Below are 21960 nucleotides of genomic sequence, written 5' to 3'. Positions count from 1 at the left end.
ACTTGTGACTGATATTTAAAAGAACCCGGAAACTTACTCGAGCTCAGCCATCAGTTTTACCAGATGCTCAACTGCTTTCTGCTCGTCTTCACCTTCAGCAGAGATGGTGACAACGGTACCCTGAGTCAGTCCCAGAGTCTGCAGTTTGAACAGGCTTTTTGCGCTGGCGCTTTTGCCGTTGGAAGTCACAGTGATTTCAGAAGTGAAGCCTTTCGCTTCTTTAACAAACTGAGCAGCAGGGCGGGTGTGCAGACCGTTCGGAGCGGTAATGGTAACTTCTTGCTGGAACATTGTATTTCCCCAACTTATAGGTTTAGTGTTGTGGAACTAAAGTCTAGCCTGGCGACTTAACTTTAGCCTGTATTGTTAGCGCTGACGTTTCGATCGTCATTAAACATTATGCAGCGAAAGCAAGACTTGAACCAAATCATAAAATCGATTCAGCAAGGCTATTTCGTTCACTGATTAATTTCACGCATCAAAATAATTGCTGGTTTAAATACCAGACCCAACGGGGTGAATCAATGCCAGGAGGGGTAAAACTTTGAAGCAGGCCACAAAAAAGCACCCAAAAAGGTGCTTTTTTACGCGTTATTAACATGCTGGCATTACTGTTGCAGTTCTTTTTCAGTGAACAGATCGGCAAACAGTGCGGTGCTCAAGTAACGCTCACCCGATGAAGGCAGGATAACCACAATATTCTTATTGGTAAAGGCCTCATCTTCCTGAAGTTTGAGCGCTGCCGCAACAGCAGCACCGGAAGAGATGCCCGCCAGAATACCTTCCTCGTCCATCAGACGACGTGCGGTAGAGATAGCTTCTTCGTTGGTGATGGTCACCACTTTATCAATAAGCTTCAGATCCAGGTTGCCCGGAATGAAGCCGGCACCGATACCCTGAATTTTATGTGGGCCGGGTTTGATCTCTTCGCCCGCCAGCGCCTGGGTGATCACCGGTGAGTCGGTTGGTTCCACGGCAACGGTGATCAGGTCTTTTTTACCTTTTGTGCCTTTTATATAGCGCGACACGCCAGTCAGGGTTCCGCCGGTGCCTACACCGGAGATAAATACATCAACCTGACCGTCGGTATCTTCCCAAATTTCCGGGCCGGTGGTCTTTTCGTGAATTTCCGGGTTCGCCGGGTTGCTGAACTGCTGCAGCAGCAGATATTTCGCCGGATCGCTGGCAACAATCTCTTCTGCTTTCTGAATCGCACCCTTCATGCCTTTGGCACCTTCGGTCAGCACCAGGTTCGCGCCCAGCGCTTTCAGCAGTTTGCGACGTTCGATGCTCATGGTTTCAGGCATGGTCAGCGTCAGTTTATAACCGCGCGCCGCCGCAACATAGGCCAGTGCGATACCGGTGTTACCGCTGGTTGGTTCAACCAGCTCAACGCCTGGCTTCAGCACGCCACGTTTTTCAGCATCCCAAATCATATTTGCACCGATACGGCACTTCACGCTGAAGCTCGGGTTACGTGATTCGACCTTCGCCAGAATGCGTCCATTACCGATACGGTTCAGTCGAACCAGGGGCGTATGACCGATAGTCAGCGAGTTGTCTTCATAAATCTTACTCATGGCCTGTCCTTAACTGTATGAAATTGGGATACCGTCCCAGCATACCTGTTGAACAGGTAGGGGGAAGTAAGGAATTCGCATATCTATATACTGCAAGGAAATAATGGGGATCAGTATGGAATAAGGGGCGGCATAAGCCACCCCCTTTTTACACATTTTTGCATTACTTCCATAACGCGTGCTTAGCACGGTAGCAGTCAACCCACATCGCCGTTGCGCCGCAAACGGCGACCGGCATGATGAACAGGTTGAGCACCGGGATCATGGTGAACAGACTGGTCAGCGCCCCGAACTGCATATTCGCGACTTTTTGCGTGCGCAGGGCGCTGCGCATCGTTTTGAACGGCACCTTGTGGTTATCGAACGGATAATCGCAGTACTGGATTGCCAGCATCCAGGCGCTGAACAGGAACCACAGCACCGGGGCCACCGTTTGACCGACTCCAGGGACAAAATAAAGGATAAGCAGCACAATGGCGCGGGGAAGATACCAGGCAAACTTCTGCCATTCGCGCTTCATGATGCGTGGGATATCTTTCATGATCCCCAGCATGCCCGTATCCGGCGGCGTTGCGCCGGTAAGACGTGCTTCCAGCTGTTCTGCCAGCAGGCCGTTAAACGGCGCAGCTATCCAGTTTGCAATCGTCGAGAAGAAGTAGCCGAACACCAGCAGCACGGAGATGACCGCAACCGGCCAGAGCAGGTAGTTCAGCCACTGCAGCCAGTCCGGCACATGGCTCATCAGCGAAGGGATCCAGCTCTCCAGTCTGGTGAACAGCCACCAGAACGCGCCGCCCATCAGGATAATGTTAATCAGCAACGGCAGAATGACGTAGCGACGAATCCCCGGCAGTGAGACCAGTTTCCAGCCCTGAGAAAAATACCAGACGCCGCTGCGCGGGGGAGAAGATGATGTTGAAACCATAACCAGGCTGTACTCCTTTTTTCACAACCAGTGGAATTGCCCGCCTATATTATCCACTTACGGACCAATGACCAGTTCGGAAAGTTCGAAAAAACAGCAAAAAGCACGATTTAGTTCATCTTTATGCTGTGAATGCTCTGCACACACTTGCACTTGACGTAAACGGCAAATACTCTTAGTGAGTAAATGTTTGCCGTGGTGGCAAGGTGTTAGAACAACAGAGAATATAATGATGCAGGATTTGCGTCTGATATTAATCATTGTTGGCGCGATCGCCATAATCGCTTTACTGGTACATGGTTTCTGGACCAGCCGTAAAGAGCGTTCCTCTATGTTTCGCGATCGCCCACTGAAGCGCATGAAGTCCAGTCGTGATGACGATGACAGTGAAAATGACATCGACGGAAGCGACGACGACGGCGTGGGTGAAGTTCGTGTTCATCGGGTCAATACTGCGCCCGGCGCGGCTCATGGGGAGCATGAAGCCCCTCGTCAGCCTCCGCAGCACCAGTATCAACCGCCGTATGCTTCTGCACAGCCGCGCCAGCAGGCGCCGCAGCCTGGAGAAGAGCCGGTGCGTCAGCCGCCGCAACAGCCTGTCCATCAGCAGCCTGCTGCGCCACAGCCGGTTCAGCAACAGCCTGTGCAGCAACCTGCACCACAACAGCCTGCACAGCCGGTACACCAACCGCAGCAGCCTGTTCACGTGCAGCCTGCACCTCAGCCTGCGCCGGCCCCGCTCGTTGAACCAGAGCCCGTAGTTGAGCCAGAACCGGTTGTTGAAAAACCGCAGCGTAAAGAAGCGGTCATCATCATGAACGTGGCTGCGCATCATGGCACCCACCTGAATGGCGATGTCCTGCTTAACAGCATTCAACAGGCAGGCTTCAAGTTTGGCGACATGAATATTTTCCATCGTCACCTGAGTCCTGACGGTAGCGGTCCGGCGCTGTTTAGCCTGGCCAATATGGTTAACCCTGGCACCTTTGACCCGGAAATGACCGGTGATTTCGTGACGCCGGGTGTCACTATCTTCATGCAGGTGCCGTCCTACGGTGATGAACTGCAAAACTTTAAGCTGATGCTGCAGTCCGCACAGCACATTGCTGACGAAGTCGGTGGTGTGGTGCTCGACGATCAGCGTCGTATGATGACGCCGCAGAAATTGCGCGAATATCAGGACCGCATCCGCGAAGTTAAGGAAGCCAACGCGTAATCATCGCGTTTACATCGACTCCTCCTCAACCCCCGCATGTCGGGGGTTTTTTCTCATTGATGGTGTGATATGGACTCAATCGAACAACAACTCACTGAACTGCGAACCACGCTTCGCCATCATGAATACCTCTATCATGTTATGGACGCGCCGGAAGTGCCGGATGCGGAGTATGACCGTCTGATGCGCGAGCTGCGCGAGCTAGAGGCGCAGCACCCGGAATTAATTACGCCCGACTCACCCACGCAGCGCGTGGGCGCGGAGCCGCTGGGTGCTTTCAGTCAGGTACGTCATGAAGTCCCAATGTTGTCTCTGGATAACGTCTTTGATGAAGAGAGCTTCCTCGCGTTTAACAAGCGCGTGCAGGATCGCCTCAAAAGCAGCGACTCCCTGACCTGGTGCTGCGAGTTGAAGCTGGATGGTCTGGCGGTCAGCCTTCTCTATGAAAACGGTGTGCTGGTGCGTGCCGCGACGCGGGGTGATGGTACGACGGGTGAAGACATTACCACCAACGTACGCACCATCCGTGCGATCCCGCTGAAGCTGCAAGGGGATAATATTCCAGCCCGACTGGAAGTGCGCGGTGAAGTATTCCTCCCGCAGGCGGGCTTCGAGAAAATCAACGAAGAGGCGCGCCGTACCGGCGGGAAAGTGTTTGCTAACCCGCGTAATGCGGCGGCAGGCTCCCTGCGCCAGCTTGATCCCCGTATCACCGCGAAGCGACCGCTTACTTTCTTCTGCTATGGCGTCGGGATTCTGGAAGGCGGTGAACTGCCGGATACCCATCTCGGACGTTTATTGCAGTTTAAAGCGTGGGGCCTGCCGGTGAGTAACCGTGTTCAGCTGTGCGACTCCCCGGAAGCCGTGCTGGCGTTCTACCACAAAGTGGAAGAAGACCGCCCGACGCTTGGTTTTGATATTGATGGCGTGGTTATCAAGGTTAACTCACTTGCGCTGCAGGAGCAGTTAGGCTTTGTGGCGCGCGCGCCGCGCTGGGCAGTGGCGTTTAAATTCCCGGCGCAGGAGCAGATGACCTTTGTCCGTGACGTGGAGTTCCAGGTGGGCCGTACGGGCGCGATTACCCCGGTTGCCCGTCTGGAGCCTGTGCAGGTTGCTGGCGTGCTGGTGAGTAACGCCACGCTGCATAACGCCGATGAAATTGAACGTCTCGGCCTGCGCATTGGTGACAAAGTGGTGATTCGTCGCGCGGGCGATGTTATCCCGCAGGTGGTGAACGTGGTTGAGTCAGAGCGTCCTGACGATACGCGCGCCATCGTGTTCCCGACGCATTGCCCGGTATGTGGATCTGACGTTGAGCGCGTTGAAGGTGAAGCGGTGGCTCGCTGTACGGGCGGCTTAATCTGCGGGGCACAACGTAAAGAGTCACTGAAGCACTTCGTTTCCCGTCGGGCGATGGACGTCGACGGAATGGGCGACAAAATTATCGATCAGCTGGTAGAGAAAGAATATGTTCATACGCCTGCAGATCTCTTCAAACTGACCGCGGGTAAGCTCACGGGTCTTGATCGCATGGGACCGAAGTCGGCCCAGAATGTGGTTAATGCCCTGGATGCTGCCAAAGAGACGACCTTTGCCCGATTCCTTTATGCGCTCGGTATTCGCGAAGTGGGCGAAGCCACGGCGGCGGGGCTGGCGGCGTATTTCGGTACGCTGGAAGCTCTGGAAAAAGCGAGTATTGACGAGCTGCAGAGAGTCCCGGACGTGGGGATTGTCGTCGCGACGCATGTCTTTAACTTCTTTGCCGAAGAGAGCAACCGCGAGGTGATCGGCAAGCTGTTGGAAGAGGGCATCAGATGGCCGGCTCCGGTCGTGGTCAATGCTGACGAGATCGACAGCCCGTTTGCCGGCAAAACGGTCGTGCTGACCGGCAGCCTGAGCCAGCTTTCACGTGATGATGCTAAAGCGCGACTGGTTGCGCTGGGTGCAAAAGTGGCAGGCAGCGTGTCGAAGAAAACCGATCTGGTTATTGCCGGGGAAGCCGCCGGTTCGAAGCTTGCTAAAGCTCAGGAGCTGGGCATTGAGGTTATCGACGAAGCGGAAATGATGCGCCTGTTAGGAGAGTAACGTGGAGAAAGAGCAGCTCGTTGAGATCGCCAACACGGAGATGCCATTCGGTAAATATAAAGGCCGCAGGCTGATTGATTTACCGGAAGATTATTTGCTGTGGTTTGCCCGCAAAGATGGGTTCCCGGCTGGACGACTGGGTGAGCTGATGGCTATCACGTTACTGATTAAAACCGAGGGGCTGACGCAGTTGGTTCAGCCCCTGAAACGTCCTTAAGCTTTCGCGGCGCGGGTCTCTTCCTGCGCCTGTTTTTCCGTCTGGCGTTTGTAACGACGCGCCAGCACCGCGCAGACCATCAGCTGGATCTGATGGAAAATCATCAGTGGCAGTACCATCATCCCTATCATTGAGGTCGGGAAGAGAATGTTTGCCATAGGAATGCCGTTCGCCAGGCTCTTCTTCGAGCCACAGAAGACAATGGTAATTTCATCGGCTTTGTTGAAGCCGCACTTGCGGGCCACAAAGACGTTTACGCCAATCACAATCGCCAGCAGAACAAGGCTGACCACCACGATAAACAGCAGCGAGCCTGCGCCCACCTTATGCCAGATGCCATTCACAACCGCTTCACTGAAGGCCGAATAGACCACCAGCAGAATCGACGACTGGTCGGTTTTTGAGATCCATTTTTTGTGCTTTGCAACAAACGCGCCCGTCCACGGACGAGAGAGATGACCCAGCACAAACGGCAACAGCAGCTGCAGACAGATTTTACCTACCTGTTCCAGGTTACCTTCCGCGCCGTGCATGTTCATCAGCAGACCCACCAGCAGTGGCGAAACGAAAATCCCTAACAGGCTGGATGCCGACGCTGAACAGACTGCGGCTGCGACGTTACCGCCCGCCAGAGAGGTAAACGCGATAGCGGACTGCACGGTAGCCGGCAGAATGCACAGATACAGGAAGCCGGTATAAAGGGCTGGGTCGACATTCACCGGTGCCCACCATGCGAACAGCACGCCGAGTACAGGAAAGAGGATGAACGTGCTGCACATCACCCACAGGTGCAGTCGCCAGTGACTCCCTCCCGCAATAATGGCTTCGCGCGAGAGCTTTGCGCCGTGCATAAAGAACAACAGCGCGATGGCCGCGGTCGTCAGTCCTTCAAAAAAAGGAACGAACCCGCCCCGCGCAGGGAAGAAGGAGGCCAGTAATACCGTGACAACCAGAGTAAGCGTAAACGGATCAAGAATACGAAATAGTTTCATAATGACTCCTGAAAACAGATATCGCTATTGTGCTTTTTTTCGTTTGAGAAATAAAATTGATTTATTGCATCCATTCATGAATTAAACAGATGAATTATTCCTTACGCCAACTTCGCATCTTCGTCACCGTAGCCCATGCCCGCAGCTTCAGTCGGGCAGGGGAGATCATCGGCCTGAGCCAGTCCGCAGTAAGCCACAGCGTGAAAGAGCTGGAGAGCCAGACGGGTGTCCGGTTGCTTGATCGCACCACGCGTGAAGTCGTGCTCACGGAAGCCGGACAGCAGCTGGCTCAGCGCCTTGAACGGCTGCTGGACGAACTCAACAGTACGCTCAGAGATGTAGGTCGACTGGGGCAGCAGCTGTCGGGTACCGTACGGGTTGCGGCCAGCCAGACGATATCCGCGCACCTTATCCCGCAGTGTATTGCAGAGGGTAATCATCGCTATCCGGATATCGATTTTGTTTTGCATGACAGGCCGCAGCAGTGGGTGCTGGAGAGCATCCGTCAGGGCGATGTGGATTTTGGTATGGTTATCGATCCTGGTCAGGTGAGTGACCTGGAGTGTGAAATTGTGCTTTCTGAGCCATTTCTGTTGCTTTGCCGGGACGACGATCCGCTAGCCGCGCAGCCGTCTGTTCACTGGCAGGCGTTGCAGGGAGCGAACCTGGTATTACAGGATTATGCCTCAGGCAGCCGTCCGCTGATTGATTCTGCTCTGGTGACGCAGGGCGTTAAGGCGACCATTGTGCAGGAGATTGGACACCCGGCAACGCTGTTTCCCATGGTGGAGGCCGGCATAGGGATCAGTGTATTACCCGCCCTGGCGCTCCCTTTGCCGCAGGGAAGCCGTCTGGTCGTGAAGCGACTGACGCCTGCTATTGAGCGAAAACTGATGCTGGTACGGCGAAAAAACCGTTCGCTCTCCGGGGCTGCGCAGGCTATCTGGGAAGTGGTGCGTATCCAGGCGCAACGATTAACCGAGGCCCGTATACGCGATCCACTGTTTAACTCAACAGAGCGTTAGACGTAAATGTCTATTTGATGATTGTCTGATGCGTTCTTCGGACCTTCCACGTTGACCAGACTTTGCTCTTGTTTCTTCTGGGCTTCTTCCGCCTGCTGGCGCTGCAGCTGTGCGAGCTGTGCCTGCAGCACTTTGATTTGCACCTGGATAAGCTCCTGCTGTTTCTTCTTCTCTTCCGCACTGCCGGAACCGTTCGCAACCTCTTTTAACTGTTGAGTCAGCTTGGTTATCTTGTCAGTGATGCGGCTGATCTGGGCAGCGATATCGTTGCCGCCGGAAGAACGACTCCCGCCACCGCTGGTTTGAATGGGCTGGGTTGTAGCCTGAATGGTCGTCATACTTTTTCCTCTCGCTGTAAAAAAGAGGTATCGGCGCCAACGCAATTAGCTTGAGCAAAACTGCCATATCTGGCAGGGAAAGGTATTGATACCAAATCAGTATTGATGGTGCCGAGAAAGTGTATTGGAGGTAACCCGCAGGCTCCAGATATAAGACTAAGGTCATGCGATCGGTGATATCGCGATCTTAATTCTCAAGGAGCTTTTATGACCCTCTCGAATAATCCCTGGTTCTCTGCCGACATCATTCGTGCCGCTAAACCTGATTTCACTCCGCGGGTTGCGTTTATTCTCGGCTCTGGTCTTGGCGCGCTCGCCGAGCAGATTGTTGATGCTGTAGTACTGAGCTATGAAAAACTGCCGGGCTTCCCGGTGAGCACCGTTCACGGTCACGCCGGTGAGCTGGTGTTGGGGCATCTTGCCGGTGTTCCGGTCGCCTGTATGAAAGGGCGCGGTCACTTCTATGAGGGCCGCGGCATCGCCGTCATGACCGATGCAATCCGCACCTTCAAACTGCTGGGCTGCGAACTGCTGTTCAGTACCAATGCCGCCGGTTCATTACGTCCGGAGGTTGAACCGGGAAGCCTGGTTGCCCTCAGCGACCACATCAACACCCTGCCGGGTACCCCGATGGTCGGGCTGAACGATGACCGTTTTGGCGACCGTTTTTTCTCGCTGGCCAATGCTTATGATGCAGATTGCCGTGCCCTGCTGCAGACCGTGGCGAGCGAGAAGGGCTTTCCATTGCATGAAGGGGTGTTTGTCTCTTATCCAGGCCCTAACTTCGAAACCGCGGCTGAGATCCGCATGATGCAGATCATCGGCGGAGATGTGGTGGGAATGTCAGTGGTGCCGGAAGTGATCTCGGCGCGCCACTGTGGCCTGAAGGTGGTCGCCGTTTCGGCCATAACCAACCTTGCTGAAGGTTTGAGCGATGTAAAACTGTCGCATGAACAAACGCTTGCCGCCGCCGAACTCTCTCGCCAGAACTTCATCGATCTTATCTGCGGTTTTCTGCGCCAGCTTGCCTGAGCGAAACAACACCGTGGCCCGTGAGGGCCACTCTGCTATAAGGAATCGGGTATGAACATCACGACGCGCTTAAAGATGATGTCCTTTATGCAATATTTTATCTGGGGAAGCTGGCTCGTTACTCTCGGCGCTTACATGATTAACACCCTGGGTTTTTCCGGCTCTGACGTGGGGATGGTCTACAGCTCGAAGGGGCTTGCCGCGATCGTGATGCCCTCGCTGGTGGGCATTATTGCCGATAAGTGGCTGCGGGCAGATCGTGCATACGTGATTTGCCATCTCGTCTGTGCCGTTGCGCTTTGCTATGCCGCGCAGGTCAATGAGCCGGGGCTGATGTTCTGGGTCATGCTGGTTAATGCCATGGCCTTTATGCCGACCATTGCGCTATCGAATACCATTTCCTACTCCTGTCTTGAGCAGGCAGGGCTGGACACGGTGACCCATTTTCCAACGGTACGGGTCTATGGCACGGTAGGCTTCATTGTGGCGATGTGGGCCATAAGCCTGATGGGTGCAGAGTTAACCAACATTCAGCTCTACATTGCTGCTGCCGCGTCGCTGGTACTGGCGCTCTATTCACTGACGTTACCGGCCATTCCGGTGGCGAAGAATAAAACCTCATCGTCGCTGGCAAGCAAACTTGGCCTGAATGCGTTCGTCCTGTTTAAACAGCCCCGAATGGCGGTGTTCTTTTTGTTTGCGATGCTGCTGGGCGCCGTGCTGCAAATCACCAATACTTTCGGTAGCCCCTTTCTGCATGATTTTGCGCGTAATCCGGCGTATGCGGAAAGCTTTATCGTTAAATACCCTTCTATTTTGCTCTCCGTCTCGCAGATGTCAGAGGTGCTGTTCATCCTGACCATTCCTTTCTTCCTCCGACGTTTTGGCATAAAAACCGTGATGCTGATGAGCATGGTGGCCTGGATGCTGCGGTTTGGACTCTTTGCGTATGGCGATCCTTCCGCGACAGGCGTCGGGCTGTTGATGCTGTCAATGCTGGTCTACGGTTGCGCGTTCGACTTCTTCAACATCTCCGGTTCGGTGTTTGTCGAACAGGAGGTAAGCGCTGATATCCGCGCCAGCGCGCAAGGGCTGTTTATGACGACCGTTAACGGTATCGGTGCTTATTTCGGATCGGTATTGAGCGGCGCGGCGGTAGATTATTTCTCCGTGGATGGGGTGAAAGACTGGCAGACCATCTGGCTGGTATTTGCGGCGTATGCGTTGATGCTCGCCGCGGTGTTTTATTTCAGCTTTAACTATCGCCACACCAGTAAAAACAGCGAGTTGCGCACAGTTGCGCATTAAAGTTTTCCCGGCAGGCGGTGAAAGGCTTTAAGGTGGGAGCATAAGTGTTATCGCCAGGATATGTGTTGATGGAACGCGTCTACCGAACCGACCTTAAGCTGCTGCGCTATTTTCTGGCCGTCGCTGAGGAACTTCATTTTGGACGGGCTGCGGCCCGGCTCAATATGTCGCAGCCGCCGTTGAGCCTGCATATAAAAGAGCTGGAGAGTCAGCTCGGTACCTTACTGTTTATTCGCCACTCACGAAGCGTCGCCTTGACCCATGCGGGTAAAGTATTGATGGAAGAGTCCCGTCGACTGCTTGCCAGTGCAAACCAGGCTCTGGCCCGGGTCGAACAAATTGGACGGGGTGAGGCGGGGCGGATTGCGCTGGGCATTGTCGGTACCGCCATGTGGAGCGAAGTGCGCACGGTCATGCGCACATTTTTGAAAGAGCATCCGAACGTTGATGTCGTCTTTCGCGAAAAGTCGCCGGTAATGCAAATGGCGCTGCTGGAGCGTCGGGAGCTGGATGTCGGGATCTGGCGAATGGCAACCGAGCCCACCGCAGGGTTTACCAGTATCCGCTTACGGGATGCGGCATTTCTGGTTGCGCTGCCGGAGGATCACCGGCTGGTGGGGGAAAGCGCAATTGCGCTCACCGAACTGCAGAATGAGTACTTTGTCACTATGCCGTCTGCGCATTCTGACTGGTCGTTCTTACAGCGAGTGTGTCAGCAGGCCGGTTTTTCACCGATGATAGTGCGTGAAGCCGATGAACCACAGACGGTGCTGGCAATGATCAGCATGGGAATGGGGATTACGTTAGCTGCTGACAGCTATGCGCAAATGCAGTGGCCCGGTGTGGTATTTCGTCCATTACAGGTACGTATACCGGCAGATTTGTATGTGGTGTATGACGAGAAGCAGGCGACACCGGCGATTAAGTCGTTGATAGCAACGTTGACGGAAGAGTGATGTTATACCGCAGATAGCAAAAAAGCGCCTTTAGGGCGCTTTCTTACATTGGTGGGTCGTGCAGGATGACTCGCTTCGCTCGCCCTTCGGGCCGTCGCCGTAAACGGCTCCGTTGCCTCACTGCGTTCGGCTCGGACCTGCTGCAGGTTCGAATCATCCATACCGCAGATAGCAAAAAAGCGCCTTTAGGGCGCTTTTTTACATTGGTGGGTCGTGCAGGATTCGAACCTGCGACCAATTGATTAAAAGTCAACTGCTCTACCAACTGAGCTAACGACCCGAAATGGTGGGCGATGACGGGCTCGAACCGCCGACCCCCTCCGTGTAAAGGAGATGCTCTACCAACTGAGCTAATCGCCCATTTCGGAACTACTGCGATAAGGTGAGAATGGTGGGCGATGACGGGCTCGAACCGCCGACCCCCTCCGTGTAAAGGAGATGCTCTACCAACTGAGCTAATCGCCCAATCTCAATACTTATCTACACTGCGAGTCTACTTAAGTAGATGGTGGGTGATGACGGGCTCGAACCGCCGACCCCCTCCGTGTAAAGGAGATGCTCTACCAACTGAGCTAATCACCCCCGCTGTGTGGAGTCGCATTATAGGGAGAGTTGAAAATGAGTCAACGCATTTTCTAAAGTTTTTATTCGTTCGTCGTAAAATTAAACAAAACGATCGCGAAACGGGCGATGACGCATGATTTCTAAACAAAAATCGCAAACTCCCTCACGATAAAGGGATCAACATTGAGGAATCCCCCCACAGTGATAGAATATTGCCCATTGTTTTTTTCCCAGGATTTGCCGATTGCCGGCATCTTTATAACGTAAGGCCATTTCATGAAAATCAAAACTCGCTTCGCGCCGAGCCCGACAGGCTATCTGCACGTCGGTGGTGCACGTACCGCTCTCTATTCCTGGCTTTTTGCACGCCACAACAAAGGTGAGTTCGTACTGCGTATTGAAGACACCGATCTCGAGCGCTCCACGCCGGAAGCAATTGAAGCCATTATGGATGGTATGAACTGGCTCAATCTGGAGTGGGACGAAGGCCCGTATTTCCAGACCAAACGTTTTGACCGCTACAACGCCGTGATTGATGAGATGCTGGTCGCGGGTACAGCGTATAAATGCTATTGCTCCAAAGAACGCCTTGATGCGCTGCGTGAAGATCAGATGGCGAAGGGTGAAAAACCGCGTTATGACGGCCGCTGCCGCCATGACCATAGCGAGCATGCAGCTGATGAACCGTGCGTGGTGCGTTTTGCTAACCCGCAGGACGGCTCGGTAATTTTTGACGACCAGATCCGTGGCCCGATCGAATTCAGCAACCAGGAGCTGGACGATCTGATCATCCGCCGCACCGACGGTTCCCCAACCTATAACTTCTGCGTTGTGGTTGACGACTGGGATATGGAAATCACGCATGTTATCCGTGGCGAAGACCATATCAACAACACCCCACGTCAAATCAACATCCTGAAAGCGCTGAACGCCCCTGTTCCGGTCTATGCGCACGTGTCCATGATCAATGGCGACGACGGCAAAAAACTGTCTAAACGCCACGGTGCAGTCAGCGTCATGCAGTATCGCGACGACGGCTATCTGCCGGAAGCGCTTCTGAACTATCTGGTGCGTCTGGGCTGGTCCAGCGGCGATCAGGAGATCTTTAGCCGTGAAGAGATGATCAATCTGTTCTCTCTGGGCGCGGTGAGCAAATCTGCGAGCGCGTTTAACACTGATAAGCTGCTCTGGCTGAACCACCACTACATCAATACCATGCAGCCGGAATATGTGGCGACATACCTGCAGTGGCACATCGAGCAGGCAAATATTGATACTCGTACTGGCCCTGAACTGGCGGAACTGGTGAAACTGCTCGGCGAGCGTTGCAAAACACTGAAAGAGATCGCTGAAAGCTGCCGCTACTTCTATGAAGAGTTTGACGAGTTCGACGCGGACGCGGCGAAGAAGCACCTGCGTCCGGTTGCGCGTCAGCCACTCGAAGTGGTGCGTGACAAACTGGCGGCGATGACTGACTGGACTGCCGAGAATGTGCATCATGCCATTCAGGCGACGGCAGATGAGCTGGAAGTTGGTATGGGCAAAGTGGGTATGCCACTGCGTGTGGCAGTAACCGGTGCGGGTCAGTCTCCGGCACTCGATGTTACCGTTCATGCCATTGGTAAATCACGCAGCGTAGCGCGCATTAACAAGGCGCTGGATTTTATTACTGAGCGCGAAAACCAGCAGTAATAACGCCTGAACCATGAAAAACGGCAGGGAGACCTGCCGTTTTTTTATGCATTAAATTCAGCAATGCCGAGACGTGCAAGAAAGCCGCGTATCCCTTCACGCTTTAGTAAGGCATCCAGACGCTCCTGCTCAAGGTGCGTCATATTCTCCAGCGTCTCGATGATCCCAGGACGCAAAGTAGAGGAGGGGTCACTGTACAACGATGTCACCTCCGCCAGATGGTACACCGCCTGACGGTTACGGACAGCCGGGAGGCTCATGATGTGCTCCTTCACGCGGGCATCAATGTGAATCAGCCGTGCACGTCCGCCTTTCACCCCATTGACGCCCTCGGTTTTCCATCCCTGCTGGCGTATCCAGCGGTTCACCGTTTGCCGTGCAACACCCAAATTTTCTGCCAGCTCTTCGGTGGTCATTTTGCTACGGAATCTTTTCATATCAGTTCTGGTCGCGTATCCCTAAACGTTGCAACAATCCGGTAATCCCTTCCCGCAGTAACAGTGATGTCATCTGCCTTTGCTCTTCCGGCGTCATTTCATTTGCCAGCGTCAGGAGCAGGGAGTGAAGCGAGCCATCATGGCTGGCACTTTCTGGTATCTCAGACGTTTCACTTGCCCGGCGCGCGCTGCGGATAAACTCACGCACTTTTTCATTAACGTGCACCAGACGCGCTTTGCCGCCCTGGACTCCTGGTTTTGGCGATGTAATCCAACCCTCTTTGCGTACCCATTTATTGATGGTCTGGCGGCTATAGCCAGTGAGCAGGGCTAACTCTTCTGGCGTCATTCGTTCCTTGATCATGCAATTTCCTGAGTATTCGTGGGGTTAATTAACGGCTCATTTTATAGCACCGTTTTAGAGGAAAATGTGACAGGCTTAACTCATGACTGCGAGCAGACTCGCAAAGTGATTCATTTGCATGATTTTTCGGCGATTGAACCGCCGTCATTGATTTTGCCGTTGACACTCCGCAGCGGAATTCATATTATGCCGCCCGTCAACATGACAGCTTTACGATGGGGCTATAGCTCAGCTGGGAGAGCGCTTGCATGGCATGCAAGAGGTCAGCGGTTCGATCCCGCTTAGCTCCACCACACTCTGAACCCAACAGAGTGCGGTCAGTAAAGTCAACATGTGGGGCTATAGCTCAGCTGGGAGAGCGCTTGCATGGCATGCAAGAGGTCAGCGGTTCGATCCCGCTTAGCTCCACCAAAATTTGAACCCTCGTCGAAAGACGGGGGTTTTTTTTATGCTTTTGTAAAACTCTTCACCCTAATTTGTTGCTGAAATAGAGGTATTTTTGTACCTCACCTCAATCAAAATCAATAAAGCGGTCTATAAATAGACTTCAACTTGATTCGCGCAATTAATAAACCTATTATCCATCCGGTCAATGATACGAATGGAAAATAGATTATCTAACTTAATGAATAGAAAAACTTACAATAATGTAAAGATATTTATAACTGCCCTGGCGCTTTGCCTGGTTGCGGTGCCATTCTCCCGTTATATCTCTCCGCGCGCTGTTGTTAATGGTCATGACGTATATTTAGCATGGCTGCCTTTAAGCGTAATGCTGGCGGTTATTCTGGTATTTGGGCGTCGGGCGGTTATTCCTGTTCTGTTAAGTTTTACTATCACTAATATATTCAGCATTGATTTAGCACCGCTACAATATTCAGTTTTATTGTTCTGTCAGACGTTCTCGGTGTTTGCGGGGTGCGGCATCCTCAGGATCATACTGGGCAAGCGCTGGCGCTACTGCGTGCCGAACAAGCATATTGGGTTACGGATATTTTGGCTCGGCTTTATGGTACCGATAGGCATAAAAGTGTCGATGTACCTGGCAGGTTATTTGTTCCATTTCCCGGTTACTATCTCAACCTTCTTCGGTGAAGGTACCGCAATTTATAACGTAGTCGATATACAAAGTCTGATCTGCGCGGCGTTGATATTTACCATGATGTTCTATTACCCGTTAAGAATGATAATTAATCCACGTTATGCCATCACCTTCTGGCGACGCAGTGTGAAGCCCGTGTTTTTTCAAAAGAAATCGCTATATATATTAGTCTGGCTGATGCTTTTAATCGTCATCCTCGCAATTTTATGTGCTCCTTTTGAGTCACCTATTATTGCGGGCTATTTAATGCCAGTGATTTTTATTCTCTTTACGTTAGGGATCAGTCGCCTGAGCTACGCGCTCATTTCTCTTTTCTGGGCGGCATCCGCACTTCTGCTGTTGACCTATAACTATAATTTCCTCAATGGCGTGGAGTCAGGCCATTCGCTCTCCTTTATTTTGTCTGTCCTTATCTCTTTCGCCATCTGTTTGCTCTACATGTCGCGGATTTATCAGCGCAGCGAGTGGCTGAAGCAGGACTGGCAGGACAGGGCGCTAACCGATCCGCTGACCGGTTTACCGAACATTCGTGCACTGGAAGATTTTTTGCAGGACCACCCTGATGCCAAAGTGTGCTGTCTGCGAATGGACAACCTCGAGTTCTTGAGTCGTCACTACGGCATTCTTATGCGGGTGCATTGCAAACGGATGGTGACCACCTCGCTGCAGCCATTTTTGCAAAAAGATGAGCGGCTTTTCCAGCTCCCGGGCAGCGAACTGGTGCTGGTATTGCTGGGGCCGGGAACCGCTGAGCGCCTGCAGCATATGGTCGATCAACTGAACAGCCGTAAGATTGTCTGGAACAACACCGGGCTGGATATTGAATTTGGCGCTTCCTGGGGAATGGTTGAAAACGGTGAGAAGTTACATCATACGCTGGGGCAGCTCAGCTGGCTGGCTGAGCAATCTTGCGGAGCGCATAATGTACTGGCGCTCACCAATAGCCTCGAGGTGGCATCAGGACAAACAACCGAGCGGGTTTTGATGTTAGCGCGCATCAAACATGCTCTGGATGCCGGACAGTTTCATTTATACGCCCAGCCAATCCAGAAGGCAGATGGTAGCGGGTATTACGAAATACTGACGCGCATGGAAAGCGAGGGCGAGATCATCACCCCAGACCGCTTTATACCGCTGATTGCCCAGTTTAACCTGAGCCACCGCTTCGACATGTGCGTGATGGAAAAATTACTGGTGTGGCTGCGCGATCATCCAGCGACGCATGCCGGTGTGCGTTTTTCTGTCAATCTGATGCCCCTGACGTTGATGCAAAAAGAGGTGGCCATCGAGATTTGCTCGCTCTTTGAACGCTATGGCGTAGCACCACAGGCGGTGGTGATTGAGATCACCGAAGAGCAGGCTTTCTCTAATTCGGGCAGCAGTATCAAAAACATTCAGCAGTTGCGGGACTGCGGTTTCCGGATCGCGATTGATGATTTCGGCACCGGATATGCCAACTACGAACGTCTCAGACGTTTGCAGGCGGACATCATCAAAATTGACGGGTGCTTTGTGAAAGATATCTGTACCGACGATATGGATGCGATGATCGTGCAGTCGATTTGCAACCTGGCGAAGACGAAATCACTGAGTGTGGTGGCCGAGTATGTTGAAACGCCGGAACAGCGGGAGAAGCTGCTTCACTTCGGGGTCGACTATCTGCAGGGTTACCTGATTGGTAAACCCAAACCGCTTAATGAATTACGGACATAAAAAAACCGGGAGCTGAGCTCCCGGTTTTTATTTCGCTGCAGGTGTTACAGTACCAGTGCCGCAATAGAGGCAGACAGTACGCTCACCAGCGTAGAACCGTAAACCAGCTTCAGCCCGAAGCGAGAAACCACGTTACCCTGTTCTTCATTCAGACCTTTAATCGCACCGGCGATAATACCGATGGAAGAGAAGTTAGCGAAGGAGACCAGGAACACGGACAGGATGCCTTCCGCGCGTGGCGAGAGCGTGCTGGCAATTTTCTGCAGATCCATCATCGCAACGAATTCGTTAGAGACCAGTTTAGTCGCCATGATACTGCCTACCTGCAGCGCTTCATGTGCAGGAACACCCATCACCCAGGCAACCGGGTAGAAGATGTAGCCCAGAATGCCCTGGAAGGAGATACCCAGAACCGCTGCGAACAGGGCGTTCAGAGCAGAAATCAGGGCAATAAAGCCGATCAGCATCGCCGCAACGATAATCGCCACTTTGAAACCAGCCAGAATGTACTCACCCAGCATTTCGAAGAAGCTCTGACCTTCATGCAGATTTGCCATCTGCAGGTTTTCTTCGCCTTCGTCAACACGGTACGGGTTGATCAGAGAGAGAACGATAAAGGTACTGAACATGTTCAAGACCAGCGCGGCAACCACGTATTTAGGTTCCAGCATCGTCATATACGCACCCACGATAGACATGGAGACGGTAGACATTGCGGTGGCTGCCATGGTGTACATGCGGTTGCGGGACATCTTACCGAGGATGTCTTTATAGGCGATGAAGTTCTCAGACTGACCCAGGATCAGGGAGCTGACGGCGTTGAACGATTCCAGTTTACCCATGCCGTTAACTTTGGAGAGTACGGTACCAATGGCGCGGATAACGACGGGCAGCACACGAATGTGTTGCAGAATACCGATCAGCGCAGAGATGAAGACGATAGGGCACAGTACCTTCAGGAAGAAGAACGCCAGACCTTCGTCGTTCATTTTACCGAAGACAAAGTTCGTCCCTTCGTTGGCGAATCCGAGCAGTTTTTCGAACATTTCGGAGAAGCCTTTTACGAAGCCAAGCCCCACGTTGGAGTTCAGGAAGAACCACGCGAGCAAAACTTCAATAACGAGAAGCTGAACAACAAAGCGGATGCGGATTTTTTTACGGTCATGGCTGACCAGTAACGCAAGCGCAGTAACGACAACGAGTGCCAGGACAAAATGAAGGACGCGGTCCATATTTGCTCCAAATATGAGGCAGGTTTAATTTTCGTGCACATTCTATGTAACAAGCGAAAAGAAAACGAGATCAAGGACACACTATAGTTACATCCTGTGACGAGTCTCAAAATTAGTGATCCACAATACATTTTTGTTATGTTAGGTAAATGCGTGAAAAGTTAAGTTTGTGTGCTAGTCTTCACAAAAGCGTGCGCGATTGCAGGTTTTGTTAGATCGCCCCACCTTACCCGCCCGTCTATTGTTCAAAGCTATCAGAGAAATCACTATAAACTCACTAAATGATCTTGATAATCATTCTCATTTTGATAGCATTAAACATAGCAAAGGCTATATTTCCAGAGGCAGAAATGACAAACAGTCGCGTAGAGGGTAGCAGTGGCAGAGCAGCGCGCAAGTTGCGGTTCGCGTTAATGGGACCTGCGTTCATTGCTGCCATCGGCTATATCGATCCAGGTAACTTTGCGACCAATATTCAGGCCGGGGCCAGCTTCGGCTATAAGCTGCTCTGGGTGGTCGTGTGGGCTAACCTGATGGCCATGTTGATCCAGATGCTGTCTGCGAAGCTGGGGATTGCCACGGGCAAAAACCTGGCTGAACAAATTCGCGATCATTATCCGCGTCCGGCGGTATGGCTTTACTGGGTTCAGGCGGAAATTATCGCCATGGCAACCGACCTCGCCGAATTCATCGGGGCCGCGATTGGTTTTAAATTGATCCTCGGCGTCTCGCTGCTTCAGGGCGCGGTGCTCACCGGGATTGCCACTTTCCTGATCCTGATGCTGCAGCGTCGCGGTCAAAAACCGCTGGAAAAAGTTATCGGCGGGCTGCTGCTGTTTGTGGCGGCGGCCTATATCGTCGAGCTGATTTTCTCTCAGCCGAATCTGGCACAGCTCAGCAAAGGGATGATTATCCCGAGCCTGCCAACCTCTGAAGCGGTGTTCCTGGCCGCCGGGGTGCTGGGCGCAACCATCATGCCGCATGTCATTTACCTGCATTCCTCGCTGACTCAGCACCTGCACGGTGGGACGCGCAAAGAGCGTTACTCTGCGACGAAATGGGATGTGGCGATCGCCATGACCATTGCCGGTTTTGTGAACCTGGCGATGATGGCGACCGCTGCCGCCGCTTTCCATTTTAACGGTCACACCGGTATTGCCGATCTCGACCAGGCATACCTTACGCTGGAGCCGTTACTGAGCCACGCTGCTGCCACGATATTCGGGCTGAGCCTGGTGGCGGCCGGTCTCTCGTCAACGGTTGTGGGGACGCTGGCAGGGCAGGTGGTGATGCAGGGCTTTGTTCGTTTCCACATTCCGCTTTGGGTTCGTCGCTCCGTGACCATGCTGCCCTCCTTTGTTGTGATTCTGATGGGGCTGGATCCCACGAGAATTCTGGTCATGAGCCAGGTACTGCTGAGTTTTGGTATCGCGCTTGCACTGGTGCCGCTGCTGATCTTTACCAGTGACAAAAGCCTGATGGGCGAACTGGTGAACAGCACGCTGGTGAAACGAACCGGTTGGGTCATTGTGGCGGTAGTGGTGTCGTTGAACCTGTGGCTCCTGGTCGGCACTGCTCTGGGGTTATAGCATCGCGTTGAACCAAAGAAAAAGGAGCCGGGAGGCTCCTTTTTGCATTACTGATGACGCATTAGTGATGATGGCCGTGACCACCGTGTCCTCTGCCACCGCGGCGGTCGTCACGATCGTTCCAGCCTTCACGGTAACCACGCTCATAGGCGTTGTTTTTGTACCAGCCGCGATGCAGGCCATTATCATGTCTGCGCCAGCGGTCGCCGCGCCACTCATAGTGACGGTTCCAGTAATCACGGTCGCGCCAGTAGCCACCGTCCCAGTATCTGCCGTAGTCGTCACGATCGCCAATTTGTAATTTAACTGATGGCAACAGGGTGATTTCGCCCGCAGTGGCGATCAGCGGGGCCGAAGCCAGTAATACCGCTGCAAGAATCAGTGACCTGAACATACTCTTTCTCCTTCACGATCGGGGCCTTTGTGGGGCCTGTTAACGCAATATTACGAGTTGGTAAAGGCTCGTTTCATCGCCTCAACTCCTAATTCATGAATGAGAGCACTTTTTGCTAAAAGTGATTTTATTTTGAACTGTTCAGGATCCCATCAATGATTGCCAGTTCTTCCGCCGAGAAATGGCGGTTTTCCAGCATTGCCACGGCATCGTCAATCTGGGCAGTTTTACTGGCCCCAATCAGGACTGACGTTACCGACTCGTGGCGTAAAATCCACGCCAGCGCCATCTGTGACAGTTTCTGGCCGCGGTTTTCCGCCAGCGCGTTCAGTTGACGAACCTTCTCCAGCTTCTCTTCGGTGATCTGATCGGGATTAAGGAACTTACTGCCGCTTGCCGCACGCGAGTCTGCAGGAATACCGTTCAGGTAGCGGTTAGTCAGCTGTCCCCCCGCCAGCGGCGAGAAGGGAATGCAGCCGACGCCTTTTTCCTGCAGCACGTCCAGCAGGCCTTCCTCTGGCGCACGTTCAAACATCGAATATTTCGGCTGGTGGATCAGACACGGCGTCCCAAGGTCATTCAGGATATCGATAGCCTTGCGGGCCTGTTCTGCAGGGTAATTTGATAACCCGACGTAAAGGGCTTTTCCCTGGCGCACCACATGGTCAAGCGCTTTCATGGTTTCCAGCAGTGGCGTTTGTGGGTCAGGACGGTGATGATAGAAGATATCCACATATTCCAGCCCCATACGCTTCAGGCTTTGATCCAGGCTGGCAACCAGATATTTGCGTGACCCCCAGTCGCCGTAGGGGCCATCCCACATGGTATAACCCGCTTTGGTCGAGATGATCAGCTCGTCGCGCCATGGCAGGAAATCTTCCTGCAAAATGCGACCGAAATTACGTTCGGCTGAGCCGGGAGGAGGACCGTAATTATTGGCAAGGTCGAAATGCGTAATACCCAGATCGAATGCGCGTTGTAAAAGTTGACGGCTGTTTTCGACAAGCGTGGCGTCGCCAAAATTGTGCCACAACCCGAGTGAGATAGCGGGCAACCTGAGTCCGCTTTGCCCGCAGCGGCGATACTGCATTGTCTGATAACGATTTTTGTCCGGCTGGTAACCCATTCTGATGCCCTCTGGCGCTGAAAGGAAAAATCAGTGTATACGTTTACATTTACGTGAAAAAAAAGAGCATAGC

Annotated in this window: 20 protein-coding genes, 6 tRNA genes and 1 other RNA gene; 12 read left to right on the top strand and 15 right to left on the bottom strand. The window is 53.0% G+C overall.

Annotated features, from left to right (window positions below):
- Nucleotides 1–33 precede the first annotated feature (33 nt).
- From ptsH to cysZ, 3 genes are all read right to left on the bottom strand, one after another.
- Nucleotides 34–291 carry a phosphocarrier protein Hpr gene (gene ptsH, locus ACMGG3_RS12080; protein ID WP_000487600.1) on the bottom strand — a complete coding sequence of 86 codons (258 nt, stop codon included), beginning with the start codon at nt 289–291 and terminating at the stop codon, nt 34–36.
- A 317-nt stretch (nt 292–608) separates the two neighbouring features.
- Nucleotides 609–1580, bottom strand: a complete 972-nt coding sequence (cysK, locus tag ACMGG3_RS12075) for a cysteine synthase A (RefSeq protein ID WP_020883087.1) — start codon at nt 1578–1580, stop codon at nt 609–611.
- Nucleotides 1581–1743: 163 nt separating this feature from the next.
- Nucleotides 1744–2505, bottom strand: coding sequence for a sulfate transporter CysZ (gene cysZ / locus ACMGG3_RS12070; RefSeq protein WP_014171085.1), 762 nt, complete (start codon nt 2503–2505; stop codon nt 1744–1746).
- A gap of 229 nt (nt 2506–2734) precedes the next feature.
- Here cysZ and zipA point away from each other — a divergent pair, with 229 nt between their 5' ends.
- The 3 genes from zipA (at nt 2735) to ACMGG3_RS12055 (ending at nt 6023) form a co-directional block, all read left to right on the top strand.
- The gene (gene zipA, locus ACMGG3_RS12065) at nt 2735–3721 is read left to right on the top strand and encodes a cell division protein ZipA (protein ID WP_020883089.1); all 987 of its coding nucleotides are present in this window, start codon (nt 2735–2737) and stop codon (nt 3719–3721) included.
- A 69-nt stretch (nt 3722–3790) separates the two neighbouring features.
- Nucleotides 3791–5806, top strand: coding sequence for an NAD-dependent DNA ligase LigA (gene ligA, locus ACMGG3_RS12060; RefSeq protein WP_025203500.1), 2016 nt, complete (start codon nt 3791–3793; stop codon nt 5804–5806).
- Nucleotide 5807: 1 nt separating this feature from the next.
- Nucleotides 5808–6023, top strand: a complete 216-nt coding sequence (locus ACMGG3_RS12055; RefSeq protein WP_014171082.1) for a DUF3820 family protein — start codon at nt 5808–5810, stop codon at nt 6021–6023.
- Here the strand turns inward: ACMGG3_RS12055 and ACMGG3_RS12050 are convergent.
- Entirely contained in the window at nt 6020–7015 is a 996-nt protein-coding gene (locus ACMGG3_RS12050) for a bile acid:sodium symporter family protein (RefSeq protein WP_014171081.1), read from the bottom strand. The two genes, ACMGG3_RS12055 and ACMGG3_RS12050, sit on opposite strands and share 4 nt — an antisense overlap.
- 89 nt (nt 7016–7104) lie before the next feature.
- Between ACMGG3_RS12050 and ACMGG3_RS12045 the strand changes: the two genes are divergently transcribed.
- Nucleotides 7105–8040 carry a LysR family transcriptional regulator gene (locus ACMGG3_RS12045; protein ID WP_414149201.1) on the top strand — a complete coding sequence of 312 codons (936 nt, stop codon included), beginning with the start codon at nt 7105–7107 and terminating at the stop codon, nt 8038–8040.
- On the opposite strand, the gene ACMGG3_RS12040 is transcribed toward ACMGG3_RS12045, so the two are convergent.
- Nucleotides 8037–8378 carry a FlxA-like family protein gene (locus tag ACMGG3_RS12040; RefSeq protein WP_020883093.1) on the bottom strand — a complete coding sequence of 114 codons (342 nt, stop codon included), beginning with the start codon at nt 8376–8378 and terminating at the stop codon, nt 8037–8039. The two genes, ACMGG3_RS12045 and ACMGG3_RS12040, sit on opposite strands and share 4 nt — an antisense overlap.
- 207 nt (nt 8379–8585) lie before the next feature.
- Here ACMGG3_RS12040 and xapA point away from each other — a divergent pair, with 207 nt between their 5' ends.
- The 3 genes from xapA (at nt 8586) to ACMGG3_RS12025 (ending at nt 11674) form a co-directional block, all read left to right on the top strand.
- Nucleotides 8586–9410: a xanthosine phosphorylase gene (xapA, locus tag ACMGG3_RS12035; RefSeq protein ID WP_014171078.1), complete on the top strand. Its 825-nt coding sequence runs from the start codon at nt 8586–8588 to the stop codon at nt 9408–9410.
- Nucleotides 9411–9461: 51 nt separating this feature from the next.
- Nucleotides 9462–10718 carry a nucleoside permease gene (locus tag ACMGG3_RS12030; protein WP_394246847.1) on the top strand — a complete coding sequence of 419 codons (1257 nt, stop codon included), beginning with the start codon at nt 9462–9464 and terminating at the stop codon, nt 10716–10718.
- 68 nt (nt 10719–10786) lie between these two features.
- The gene (locus ACMGG3_RS12025; RefSeq protein WP_020883096.1) at nt 10787–11674 is read left to right on the top strand and encodes a LysR family transcriptional regulator; all 888 of its coding nucleotides are present in this window, start codon (nt 10787–10789) and stop codon (nt 11672–11674) included.
- A 49-nt stretch (nt 11675–11723) separates the two neighbouring features.
- Here the strand turns inward: ACMGG3_RS12025 and ACMGG3_RS12020 are convergent.
- The 5 genes from ACMGG3_RS12020 to ACMGG3_RS12000 all read right to left on the bottom strand — a co-directional run bounded on the left by ACMGG3_RS12020 (nt 11724) and on the right by ACMGG3_RS12000 (nt 12256).
- Nucleotides 11724–11851: non-coding RNA, RtT sRNA (locus tag ACMGG3_RS12020), on the bottom strand.
- A gap of 27 nt (nt 11852–11878) precedes the next feature.
- Nucleotides 11879–11954: transfer RNA gene (locus tag ACMGG3_RS12015), tRNA-Lys, on the bottom strand.
- Between the two features lie 4 nt (nt 11955–11958).
- A tRNA-Val gene (locus tag ACMGG3_RS12010) sits at nt 11959–12034 on the bottom strand.
- Nucleotides 12035–12063: 29 nt separating this feature from the next.
- Nucleotides 12064–12139 (bottom strand) — tRNA-Val (locus ACMGG3_RS12005).
- Between the two features lie 41 nt (nt 12140–12180).
- Nucleotides 12181–12256: transfer RNA gene (locus tag ACMGG3_RS12000), tRNA-Val, on the bottom strand.
- 258 nt (nt 12257–12514) lie between these two features.
- On the opposite strand from ACMGG3_RS12000, the gene gltX reads away from it, so the two are divergent.
- The gene (gltX, locus tag ACMGG3_RS11995) at nt 12515–13930 is read left to right on the top strand and encodes a glutamate--tRNA ligase (RefSeq protein WP_014171074.1); all 1416 of its coding nucleotides are present in this window, start codon (nt 12515–12517) and stop codon (nt 13928–13930) included.
- A gap of 44 nt (nt 13931–13974) precedes the next feature.
- On the opposite strand, the gene ACMGG3_RS11990 is transcribed toward gltX, so the two are convergent.
- Entirely contained in the window at nt 13975–14367 is a 393-nt protein-coding gene (locus ACMGG3_RS11990; RefSeq protein WP_014171073.1) for a YfeC-like transcriptional regulator, read from the bottom strand.
- 1 nt (nt 14368) lies between these two features.
- Entirely contained in the window at nt 14369–14731 is a 363-nt protein-coding gene (locus tag ACMGG3_RS11985) for a YfeC-like transcriptional regulator (RefSeq protein ID WP_014171072.1), read from the bottom strand.
- 217 nt (nt 14732–14948) lie between these two features.
- Here ACMGG3_RS11985 and ACMGG3_RS11980 point away from each other — a divergent pair.
- The 3 genes from ACMGG3_RS11980 to ACMGG3_RS11970 all read left to right on the top strand — a co-directional run bounded on the left by ACMGG3_RS11980 (nt 14949) and on the right by ACMGG3_RS11970 (nt 17546).
- A tRNA-Ala gene (locus tag ACMGG3_RS11980) sits at nt 14949–15024 on the top strand.
- 42 nt (nt 15025–15066) lie between these two features.
- Nucleotides 15067–15142, top strand: a tRNA-Ala gene (locus ACMGG3_RS11975).
- 214 nt (nt 15143–15356) lie between these two features.
- A complete protein-coding gene (locus ACMGG3_RS11970) occupies nt 15357–17546 on the top strand; it encodes an EAL domain-containing protein (RefSeq protein WP_025203504.1) in 2190 nt (729 codons plus the stop codon).
- 44 nt (nt 17547–17590) lie between these two features.
- Here ACMGG3_RS11970 and ACMGG3_RS11965 read toward each other — a convergent pair whose 3' ends face one another.
- The gene (locus ACMGG3_RS11965) at nt 17591–18778 is read right to left on the bottom strand and encodes a NupC/NupG family nucleoside CNT transporter (protein ID WP_014171069.1); all 1188 of its coding nucleotides are present in this window, start codon (nt 18776–18778) and stop codon (nt 17591–17593) included.
- Nucleotides 18779–19128: 350 nt separating this feature from the next.
- Here ACMGG3_RS11965 and ACMGG3_RS11960 point away from each other — a divergent pair, with 350 nt between their 5' ends.
- Entirely contained in the window at nt 19129–20367 is a 1239-nt protein-coding gene (locus ACMGG3_RS11960) for an Nramp family divalent metal transporter (RefSeq protein ID WP_020883097.1), read from the top strand.
- A 61-nt stretch (nt 20368–20428) separates the two neighbouring features.
- Here ACMGG3_RS11960 and ACMGG3_RS11955 read toward each other — a convergent pair whose 3' ends face one another.
- Nucleotides 20429–20761 carry a DUF2502 domain-containing protein gene (locus ACMGG3_RS11955; protein WP_414149200.1) on the bottom strand — a complete coding sequence of 111 codons (333 nt, stop codon included), beginning with the start codon at nt 20759–20761 and terminating at the stop codon, nt 20429–20431.
- Between the two features lie 127 nt (nt 20762–20888).
- The gene (gene mgrA, locus ACMGG3_RS11950; RefSeq protein WP_134180176.1) at nt 20889–21887 is read right to left on the bottom strand and encodes an L-glyceraldehyde 3-phosphate reductase; all 999 of its coding nucleotides are present in this window, start codon (nt 21885–21887) and stop codon (nt 20889–20891) included.
- Nucleotides 21888–21960 lie beyond the last annotated feature (73 nt).

The sequence above is a fragment of the Enterobacter sp. BNK-18 genome (genome assembly GCF_047456135.1).
Lineage (GTDB): Bacteria > Pseudomonadota > Gammaproteobacteria > Enterobacterales > Enterobacteriaceae > Enterobacter > Enterobacter ludwigii.
Note: the sequence above shows the minus strand (reverse complement) of the source record. Positions and strands in the feature narration are given on the sequence as shown.

Coding starts and splice junctions, on each gene's coding strand:
- ptsH (WP_000487600.1), bottom strand. CDS start 291: ATGTTCCAGCAAGAAGTTACCATTACCGCTCCGAACGGTCTGCACACC.
- cysK (WP_020883087.1), bottom strand. CDS start 1,580: ATGAGTAAGATTTATGAAGACAACTCGCTGACTATCGGTCATACGCCC.
- cysZ (WP_014171085.1), bottom strand. CDS start 2,505: ATGGTTTCAACATCATCTTCTCCCCCGCGCAGCGGCGTCTGGTATTTT.
- zipA (WP_020883089.1), top strand. CDS start 2,735: ATGATGCAGGATTTGCGTCTGATATTAATCATTGTTGGCGCGATCGCC.
- ligA (WP_025203500.1), top strand. CDS start 3,791: ATGGACTCAATCGAACAACAACTCACTGAACTGCGAACCACGCTTCGC.
- ACMGG3_RS12050 (WP_014171081.1), bottom strand. CDS start 7,015: ATGAAACTATTTCGTATTCTTGATCCGTTTACGCTTACTCTGGTTGTC.
- ACMGG3_RS12045 (WP_414149201.1), top strand. CDS start 7,105: ATGAATTATTCCTTACGCCAACTTCGCATCTTCGTCACCGTAGCCCAT.
- ACMGG3_RS12040 (WP_020883093.1), bottom strand. CDS start 8,378: ATGACGACCATTCAGGCTACAACCCAGCCCATTCAAACCAGCGGTGGC.
- xapA (WP_014171078.1), top strand. CDS start 8,586: ATGACCCTCTCGAATAATCCCTGGTTCTCTGCCGACATCATTCGTGCC.
- ACMGG3_RS12030 (WP_394246847.1), top strand. CDS start 9,462: ATGAACATCACGACGCGCTTAAAGATGATGTCCTTTATGCAATATTTT.
- ACMGG3_RS12025 (WP_020883096.1), top strand. CDS start 10,787: ATGGAACGCGTCTACCGAACCGACCTTAAGCTGCTGCGCTATTTTCTG.
- gltX (WP_014171074.1), top strand. CDS start 12,515: ATGAAAATCAAAACTCGCTTCGCGCCGAGCCCGACAGGCTATCTGCAC.
- ACMGG3_RS11990 (WP_014171073.1), bottom strand. CDS start 14,367: ATGAAAAGATTCCGTAGCAAAATGACCACCGAAGAGCTGGCAGAAAAT.
- ACMGG3_RS11985 (WP_014171072.1), bottom strand. CDS start 14,731: ATGATCAAGGAACGAATGACGCCAGAAGAGTTAGCCCTGCTCACTGGC.
- ACMGG3_RS11970 (WP_025203504.1), top strand. CDS start 15,357: ATGAATAGAAAAACTTACAATAATGTAAAGATATTTATAACTGCCCTG.
- ACMGG3_RS11965 (WP_014171069.1), bottom strand. CDS start 18,778: ATGGACCGCGTCCTTCATTTTGTCCTGGCACTCGTTGTCGTTACTGCG.
- ACMGG3_RS11960 (WP_020883097.1), top strand. CDS start 19,129: ATGACAAACAGTCGCGTAGAGGGTAGCAGTGGCAGAGCAGCGCGCAAG.
- ACMGG3_RS11955 (WP_414149200.1), bottom strand. CDS start 20,761: ATGTTCAGGTCACTGATTCTTGCAGCGGTATTACTGGCTTCGGCCCCG.
- mgrA (WP_134180176.1), bottom strand. CDS start 21,887: ATGGGTTACCAGCCGGACAAAAATCGTTATCAGACAATGCAGTATCGC.